Origin of the sequence: Hymenobacter sp. (assembly GCF_035709525.1) — a bacterium.
Taxonomy (GTDB): Bacteria; Bacteroidota; Bacteroidia; order Cytophagales; family Hymenobacteraceae; genus Hymenobacter.
This window is the reverse complement of the sequence record NZ_DASTEP010000049.1, coordinates 1-8,431: the sequence shown is the minus strand read 5'-3', so window position 1 is coordinate 8,431 and position 8,431 is coordinate 1. Positions and strand designations below refer to the sequence as shown.

6 protein-coding genes are annotated in these 8,431 nt (G+C 63.3%); 2 read left to right on the top strand and 4 right to left on the bottom strand.

Annotation, left to right across the window (positions count from 1 at the left end; translation table 11 throughout):
- Nucleotides 1-66: 66 nt before the first annotated feature.
- The 4 genes from VFO93_RS04265 to VFO93_RS04250 all read right to left on the bottom strand — a co-directional run bounded on the left by VFO93_RS04265 (nucleotide 67) and on the right by VFO93_RS04250 (nucleotide 4,315).
- The gene (locus VFO93_RS04265) at nucleotides 67-1,242 is read right to left on the bottom strand and encodes a ribonuclease D (RefSeq protein WP_325133084.1); all 1,176 of its coding nucleotides are present in this window, start codon (nucleotides 1,240-1,242) and stop codon (nucleotides 67-69) included.
- Nucleotides 1,243-1,291: 49 nt separating this feature from the next.
- Entirely contained in the window at nucleotides 1,292-1,762 is a 471-nt protein-coding gene (locus tag VFO93_RS04260; protein ID WP_325133083.1) for a hypothetical protein, read from the bottom strand.
- A gap of 83 nt (nucleotides 1,763-1,845) precedes the next feature.
- The gene (gene feoB / locus VFO93_RS04255; protein ID WP_325133082.1) at nucleotides 1,846-4,014 is read right to left on the bottom strand and encodes a ferrous iron transport protein B; all 2,169 of its coding nucleotides are present in this window, start codon (nucleotides 4,012-4,014) and stop codon (nucleotides 1,846-1,848) included.
- 19 nt (nucleotides 4,015-4,033) lie between these two features.
- Nucleotides 4,034-4,315: a FeoA family protein gene (locus VFO93_RS04250; protein WP_325133081.1), complete on the bottom strand. Its 282-nt coding sequence runs from the start codon at nucleotides 4,313-4,315 to the stop codon at nucleotides 4,034-4,036.
- Nucleotides 4,316-4,532: 217 nt separating this feature from the next.
- On the opposite strand from VFO93_RS04250, the gene VFO93_RS04245 reads away from it, so the two are divergent.
- Entirely contained in the window at nucleotides 4,533-5,438 is a 906-nt protein-coding gene (locus tag VFO93_RS04245; protein ID WP_325133080.1) for a carboxypeptidase-like regulatory domain-containing protein, read from the top strand.
- A 129-nt stretch (nucleotides 5,439-5,567) separates the two neighbouring features.
- The gene (locus VFO93_RS04240; RefSeq protein WP_325133079.1) at nucleotides 5,568-8,282 is read left to right on the top strand and encodes a cyclic nucleotide-binding domain-containing protein; all 2,715 of its coding nucleotides are present in this window, start codon (nucleotides 5,568-5,570) and stop codon (nucleotides 8,280-8,282) included.
- Nucleotides 8,283-8,431: the final 149 nt, after the last annotated feature.

The following is an 8,431-nucleotide window of genomic DNA, read 5'->3' as shown; positions in this document are numbered from 1 at the left end:
TCTCGCAAGGTAAGCAACTGCTACACCTTGCGAGACCTCTTTTTACCTGGCGAAACCTTGCGCTAGCTACGCCAGCGGCGCTTCCAGGTCGCTTATCGGCAGGCCGTGCTGGCTGGCGGTTTCGCCCAGCAACTGGCGCTGCCAGGGGCGCAGGGCGGCCAGGCTGCCCTGCTCTACCACGTCGCCGATGAGGCGGTTGCTGAGCACGGTATTGGCCAGCACGGGGCTGTAGTCGGCGGCCAGGTGGTTTTTTAAGGCTTGCAGCAGGGTTTCGCGGGCCTCGGCGCGAGCCGCGATGGGGCCGTTGAAGCGGCGGCGGAAGGGCTGCGGGCGGCGCTGGTCGGCGGGCAGCGGGCCATCGGGGGCGAGGTCGGCGGTGGCCAGCGCTACCAGCTCGTCGGCGTAGGGCGCTCGCTTGAGGTCGGGGTGCAGGCCGCCGGCCCCGCGCAGCGCGCCGTGCGAGGCGATGGGCATGCGCGTGAGCTCGGCCAAGCGGTCGTTGCTGAGCACCATGTAGCTGGGGCGGTCGAGCTGGCGCGCCACGCGGTCGCGCAGGGCGTATAGCTCGCGGAACAGCGGCAGCTCCTGGGGCGTAATGCGGTACTTACCGGCCAGGCGCAGGTGCGGGCGCAGCTCGTCGCGGCCGTAGCGCACGGCTTCGAGGGCGTGGTTTTCTTCGGCAGCCCACTGGGCGCGGCCCTGCTCTTGCAGGCGCACGGTGAGGCGGTCGGTGAGCTCGAAGAGGTAGAGCACGTCGTTGGCGGCGTACTCCTTTTGGGCCTCGGTGAGGGGGCGCTTCAGCCAGTTCGACTTCTGCTCGCCCTTATCAACCTCAAAGCCCAACTCACTCTGAATGAGACGACCGAGCGAGATATTATTATCCTCTAAGGCCAGCAGCGTAAACTGCACGCTCGTGTCCACGATGTTGCGGCAATGCACGCCAAACAGCTCGTCGAGCAGCAGAATATCCGACTTGCAGGAGTGAAAAACCTTGGCCACATCTGGGTTGCGGCACACCGCAAACAGCGGCTCCAGGCCGGCGGCCATGTCGGGCTCCAGCGGCAGCGGGTCGATGAGGTAAACCACCTCGCCGTCAAACACCTGGATGAGGGCCAGGTGGCGGCCGTAGCGGTAGCGGTTATCGTCAAACTCCAAATCGATGCCGATGCGCGGCAGCGTGGCGAGGTGGGAAGCCACGTCGGCCACCTGGGCCGCCGTGGTGAGGTACTGGATAGGGGTCATGCGTAAGCGCAAAGGTAGGGCGTACCAGTGCGCGCCAAACTATCAAAAATTACTCTTCATCCTCGTTTCTGGCGTCAAAATCAAGCTGACGCGCCTGGTCCACGGCCTCATCCGTTACCTGGGCCAGCAGGTCGGGCGCGTCGGCGTCGAGGGCGTGGGCGAAGAGGTCGAGCAGCGCCTCGCCTTCCTCGTTCACGTAGAGATTAGTATAAATCTGGTCGAACAGCTTGGTTTCCTTGTGAATCTGCTTGTCAATGTCTTCGGGCGAGCGGGCAGTGCTCAGGGCACGGTGCAGCACATCGGAGGCGCGGCGCGCCTCGTCGTGGTCGCCGAGGTCGGCCACCAGGCGTAGCAGGCTGGCCGCCACGCCCAACCGCCACTGCTCGAAGCGAAACGCCTGCTCGGCGCGCGGGGCTTTTTCAAAGGCAGCGTAGGCGCCCAGCGCTACGGGCGTCAGGTACTTGGCCTGGTCGGCGGGGTCACGGAAGGCGAGGTGCAGCAGGGTTTCGTAGGAGTTCATTTTTTTGCTATTGGCTAATAGCTGCTGGCTGTTAGCCTTTTGTATTGCGGAAGGCTAACAGCCAGCAGCTGTCAGCTAACAGCTTAACTAAATACCTGCCACACCAGCAGCGAAGCGGCGTAGGCCAGGCCGGTCATGTACACGAGCTGGCCGAGGGGCCAGCGCCAGCTTTTGGTTTCGCGGTAGGTGACGGCCAGCGTACTCATACACTGCATGGCAAAGACGTAGAACACGAGCAGCGACAGCGCCCGCACCGGCGTGAAAAACGGCTGGCCGTTCAGGTCTTTTTCGTTGGCGAGCTTTTGCTGTACGGTGCCCAGGTCGGCATCCTGGCCCACGCTGTAGATGGTGCTCATGGTGCCCACAAACACCTCCCGCGCCGCGAAGGATGTGAGCAACGCAATACCTACCTTCCAGTCGAAGCCCAGCGGCCGGATAACCGGCTCGATGACGTGGCCAAACGTGCCCGCGTAGGAGGTTTCGAGGCGGGCCGAAGCCACCTGGCGCTCGGTTTCGGCGGCGGGCCAACGCTGAGCGGCGGCTTGCTGTTGCACCTGCTTTTCGGCCTCGGCCTGCCGGTTGCCCGGGCCGTAGCTGGCCAGCACCCACAGCAGCACCGAAATGGCCACAATCACCTTACCAGCCTGAAAGATAAAGGCTTTGACCTTCTCCACGATAGTAAGACCCACGTTTTTCCAGCGCGGCCAGCGGTACACTGGAAACTCCATGATGAAGTAGCTGCGCTCGCGGGCTTTGAGGATTTTCTTCAAGGCAAAAGCCGAGATAAGCGCCGATACCAGCCCGAGCAAATACAAGCCCATCAGCACTAGCCCGCGCATGTTGAAAATGCCTAGCCACGACTCATCGGGCACCACCAGCGCCACCAGCACCGTGTACACCGGGATGCGCGCCGAGCACGACATAAGCGGCGTCACGAAAATGGTGAGCATCCGGTCTTTCCAGCTCTCGATGGTGCGCGCCCCCATGATGGCCGGCACCGCGCACGCCAGCCCCGAAATCAGCGGCACCACGCTCTTGCCGCTCAGCCCAAAGGGCCGCATCAGCTTGTCCATGAGGAAAGTAACCCGGGCCATGTAGCCCGTTTCTTCCAGCACCGCCAAAAAGGCAAAGAGCAAGGCAATCTGCGGAATGAATATCACGACCCCGCCCAGCCCGGCAATGACGCCCTCCGTGAGCAGCCGCACCAGCGGCCCGTGGAAGTGGCCCTGTATCAGCTCATTCAAGCTGGCCACGCCCTGGTCGATGAGGTCCATCGGGTACTGCGCCCAGGCAAAAATGGCCTGAAACAGCAGAAATAGCACCGCCAGAAAAATGAGGTAGCCGAAGATGCGGTGCGTCAGCACCTTGTCGATGCGGTTCGATACCGGCTCGCGCTGCTCGGTGCGCGTCACGGTCACTACTTCGAGCAGCAGCTCGTTGATGCGGGCGTAGCGGGCAATGGTTTCCTCGGCCTGCCGGGCGGTCGAGTCGAATTTATATTTCTCGGTAAGCTCCTGAATATAAGCGCGGCCGTCGTCGCTCAAAAAGCTCAGGCCACGAAACTGGTGCGCGTAGTGCAGCGCCAGGTAGTCGTTGTGCAGGTTGAAGTAGTAGCGAATCTGACGCACCAGCGCCAATAGCTCGTCGGTGGGCTCCCAGAAGCGCAGGGCGGGCGGCGCGGCCAGGCGGTCGGCCATCACGATGCGCAGCGCCGCCACGCCCACGCCCTTGCGGGCATTCATAGGCACTACGGGCACGCCGAGCTCGCGCTCCAGGGCGGGCAGGTCAATCTGGATGCCGCGCTCGGCGGCCACGTCCGTCATGTTGAGGGCCAGAATGGCGGGCAAGCCCAGGTCGGCCAACTGACTGAACAGCAGCAAGCTGCGGCGCAGGTTGCTGGCATCCACCGTCACCACTACGAAGTTGGGGTAGTCGGCCGAGTCGGGGTTGTAGAGCAGGTCGGTGATAACGCGCTCGTCGAGGCTCTTGGGGTAGAGCGAGTAGGTGCCGGGCAGGTCGATAATCTCGGCCCGGCGCTGGCCGCCGAGCTGGGCGACGCCCGTTTTGCGGTCCACGGTCACGCCGGGGAAGTTGCCGACCTTCTGGTTGAGGCCCGTGAGCTGGTTGAAAAGCGAGGTTTTGCCCGAGTTGGGGTTGCCGATGAGGGCAAGGCGGGGCAGGTGGTCGGCAGCCGGCCGGGCCTCGGCGGGCGGCAGCGTAGTCGGCCGGGGCGCAGTGGGAATGTCCTGCATCGGCGGAAAAAAGGTCGGTTTAGTCTTTTAATTGAATCGTGGCCGCCTCGCTCACGCGCAGCGACAGCGTATATTCCTCATCACCAAGCACCAGCATCAGCGGGTCGCCGAGTGGCGCACGGCCCGCCAGGCGCACCTGCGTGCCGGGGATGCAGCCCATTTCGAGCAGCTTGAGGGCCATCTCGGGGTCTTTGAGGCAACACACGGTAGCGCGCTCGCCTACCTGCAAATCGTTGGCGGTGCGGCGCAGCGAAACCGGGGCGGGCGCGGCGGCGGAAGAAGAACGACGAAGGAAAGCCAAGGTGCCGGAGCTATTTAGACGGGATTTAAACAAAGATACGCCCGTTTGGCCGTCCAAGGTTCCGCACCGGGCTGTAGGGTAAGCTTTAGCTTGCCTTTTCCTCACTTAGTAAGCTGAAGCTTACCCTACAGTGGAGTATACTTTTTTATGTGCAACTTGTGGCACTCAGGCACTTTATTTATAGATTTGTATTACCGCAATTAAATAGCTATTATTTATGTACAGAAGCCTACTTTACTTTGCATTATTCTTATTTTGCCTACCTAACTTAGCGCAAGCGCAGGCCCCGGTATTATTATCCGGGCACATCGTAGACAAAGAAACTAAGGAGCCGCTGCCCTTCACCTCCGTTAGCCTACGCGAAGAGCAAACCGGCGCGCTCAGCAACGAGTTTGGAGTGTTTCAACTGCCCGCGCCTACCAAGAACGAGCAAGACTCGCTCGTTATTATGGCGCTGGGCTACAAGCATATGGCCATTTTGGTGAAGCGCGGCCAGGCCCAGACCAACCTCACTATTGAGGTGCCGCGCATGGCCATCGCCCTCAGCAACGTAACCGTGAAGGGCGGCAAGGTCAAAAACCTGGGCCTCGGCGCTACCTCCAACCGCCCCGGCGACGGCCTGTTGCAAGGCCAGCCCGGCAGCCAGTGCGCGTTTTTCATCAAGAATGACAAAAACCACCGGCTGGGCAACATCCGCTCGGTGTCGTTTTACATCGGCGAAAACGGCTTTCCGCGCGAGCCCTTCCGCGTCCGCATCTACAAGCCCGACGGCAACTACAGCGCGCCCAACACCGACATTCTGACCCAAAACGTGGTAGTGTCGGCCCCCGGCGGCGGTGCCTGGTACACGGTAGACCTCACGAGCTACAACATCGTGGCCCCCGAAGAAGGCTTTTTTGTGGCGATGGAGTGGATTGTGAGCGGCGACAAGTTCTTCAAAACCGACTTCATGGACGAGAGCTACACGCCCTTCGGCCAGATTATGCGCCCGACCTTCGAGTTCAAGGAAAGCCGCACCTGGAACTACACCATCGCCCGCGGCTGGAACCAACTGACGCTGGCCAACGGCAACGGCCAGCGCTACAACGCCATGATTAAGGCGGAAGTGGACATGATTAAGTAGTTAGTGCTTAGTGGGTAGTGCCTGGTGCTTAGTATTTTAGTCTTCGACTAGACGCTAAGCACCAGGCACTACCTACTAAGCACTAATTGCGAAGCAACCTAACTTGCCGGCTCATCAGTTGCGCGCACCTTGCTAGCCTCTCCTACCTGGAACCGGCTGCTGGGCGTGCGCCCCGACGAAGGGCGCACGGTCTGGCTGTTTTTCCTGCACAATTTTTTGCTCGGTATCGGCACCATTCAGGTGTACGTGGCGGCCAACGTGCTGCTGCTCGAGCACAACCCCGAGCGCAACCTGCCGCTGGCCTACGGCGCGGCCGCGCTGGCCATGATGGCGGCGGGGCGCATCTACACGTATTTCGAGCACCACTGGCTGCTGCAAAAGCTGGCCAGCCGCGTGCTACTGGCCGTGGTGGCGCTGGCCGGCGTGCTGGGCATCCTGTTACTGGGGCATTCGGTGGCGGCGGCAGTAGCCATCATGGCGGGCTACCGAGTTATTTATCTGTTAACTAACCTGGAGTTTTGGGGCGTGTCGGCGGTGGTGTTCGACGTGCGGCAGAGCAAGCGGCTGTTTGGCCTCATCAGCGCGGGCGACATGCCGGCCAAGGCGCTCGGCGCGGGGCTGGCGGTGCTCATCCACGCCCACACCGACCTTTTTTACCTGCTGCTGGCGGCATTCGTGGCCTACGGCGCGGCGTTCGGCGTGCTGCAAATCACGTTACGCTCGCACGACGTGGAGCCGCGCCCGGCGGGCCGGCGCCAGCGTGAGGCCGGTAGCAGCGCCTGGCGGCAATTGTTTGGCGATAACAACCTAGTACTCAGCATTTGCTTGAGCCTCACGGCTATCGCGGCCGTGACGACAGGCGTAGAGTACTCTTTCTTCGTCAACGTCAAGCACAAGTTTCACGACGAAGCCACGGTGATGCACTACGTGGGCGGCGTGCTGGCCCTCACCTACCTGCTAGCTATGCTCTTCAAAATCGGGCTGGCGCAAGTTACGCTCGACCGGCTGGGCATCCGGCGGATGCTGCTGGCGCTGCCGGGCACCGTGCTGCTGGGGCTGCTGCTGTTTGGCGGCCTCAGTTGGGCCGGGGCGGGCGAATCGACGCAGCTCATCTACTTCGTGGGGCTGTATCTGGGGCTGGAAGTGCTGCGCCGGGCCGTGTTCGACCCCGTGTTTCTGGTGCTGTTTCAGCCGCTGGCGGCGCACGAGCGCCTGCAAGCGCACACTCTGGCCAAGGGCTACTACGAGCCGCTGGGCATGGCCCTGGCGGGCGGCCTACTGTACTTGCTGACCGGCCACGAGGCTGTAGCGCACTGGCTCCCCTTCGTGTGGATGGCGCTATTGATGGCCGGCGCGCTGTTCTTTCTGACCCGCACTTATCGCCATTATCTGGCTGAATTACAGCACGCCCTCAGCCACCGCTTTTCCCTGGCCGAAGAGCTACGCACCGAGCTACCCGCCGAAACCACCGAAGCCGCTGCCACCCCGGAAACCCCAGAAACCTCGACCCAAACCACCGAGGCGCAGCAGCTAGTCGGCCTGCTCGCTGACAAAAAGCAGCGCCCTGCCGCCACCACCCGCCTGCTAGAGATGGGCGCGGCGGCCGTGCCGGCGCTGGCCGCCGCCCTAGCCCCCGGCACGCCCGAGATGCTGGTCCGCCGCGCCGCCGCCGTAGCTGGGCAATTGCGCCTGGCCGGCAGCCGGCAGGCGCTGGTAGCGCTGGCCCGGCAGCCCCACACCGCCCGGCGCGAAGCGGCGCTGCGCGCCCTGCGCGGCTTCGCGCCGGTAGCGGCCGACGCGCCGGTTTTTCAGGAATTGGTAGAAGACGAACTGCGCCTGGCGCAACGGCTGCTACACGGCCTGGCGCGCCCCGGCGCGGCGGGCGAGTGGGGCCGGGCGCTCGATTATGAGTTGCACCGCCTCGCGCAACGCATTTTCGGGCTGCTCCAGCAACTATACCCGCCGCAAATTATTGCCGACGCGCAGCGCGGCGTGGCCCACGCCGCCCGCGAGCGCCAAGCCAACGCCCTCGAAATTCTCGATAACCTCATTCCGCGCGCCTGGTATCAGGGCCTGCAAGCTTTACTCGACGTGCGCCCCGCTGCCGAAAAAGCGCGGGTATTCGACGAGTTGCTCGGACCGACCGACGCTGCCGAGGCGCTGCCTGCTTACGTCATCCGGCAGGGCGAAGCCACGTTTAGCGACTGGACTATTGCCCTGGCGTTGCGGCAGCACCTGCCCACGCCCGCCCAGCTACCGCACTGGCAGCCCTACTTCGATAGCCCCGACGTGCTGTTGCAGGAAAGCGCCCTTGCGGCCATCAACCACCTGGCCACCAGCCAGCCCGCCACCTACGCGGCGGCGCTCGCGCTGGCCCCGGCCCTTCGCCACTTGCTTATGAGCCACCACGCCGCCGCTGCCCACCTGCCGGCCCAGGCCCGGGTGGGCCTGCTCCGCCACACCGCCCTTTTTGCCCAAACGCCCGAGAACGTGCTCAGCAGCATCGTGCCCATCATGCAGGAAGTCAGCTTCCCGGCCGGGCACCAGATTTTTGCCAAAGGCGACCTGGGCACCTCGCTCTACATCGTGCATGAGGGCGAGGTCGGCATCTTCAACGGCCCGCAGCTGCTGACCACCTTCCGCGCCGGCGACTTCTTCGGCGAGCTGGCGCTGCTCGATGCCGAGCCCCGCTCGGCCACCGCCGTGGCCCAGAGCGCGGTGCGCGCCTTCCGCCTCGACCAAGATGATTTTTATGATGTGATGGAGGAGCGGGGCGAGGTGCTGCGTAATATTCTACGCGTGCTGTGCCAGCGTTTGCGCACTAGTAACGAGAGCGGTAGGTAGCACCGCAGGCACGCTGCACGCTGGCCGCCGTTTAGCGCGCAGCGCGCAACGGCAGGCCGACGAGTGGGGCGAGTCTCCCGACTCGCGTAACAGGCAGCGTCCGGCGGGCAGCGGTTAAGGCTGATTCGCTTTCTGCTGCTTGGCATTAC

What these genes read in the sequence shown, in the direction of transcription:
- feoB (WP_325133082.1), bottom strand. Translation starts at nt 4,014, where the DNA reads ATGCAGGACATTCCCACTGCGCCCCGGCCGACTACGCTGCCGCCCGCC.
- VFO93_RS04260 (WP_325133083.1), bottom strand. Translation starts at nt 1,762, where the DNA reads ATGAACTCCTACGAAACCCTGCTGCACCTCGCCTTCCGTGACCCCGCC.
- VFO93_RS04265 (WP_325133084.1), bottom strand. Translation starts at nt 1,242, where the DNA reads ATGACCCCTATCCAGTACCTCACCACGGCGGCCCAGGTGGCCGACGTG.
- VFO93_RS04245 (WP_325133080.1), top strand. Translation starts at nt 4,533, where the DNA reads ATGTACAGAAGCCTACTTTACTTTGCATTATTCTTATTTTGCCTACCT.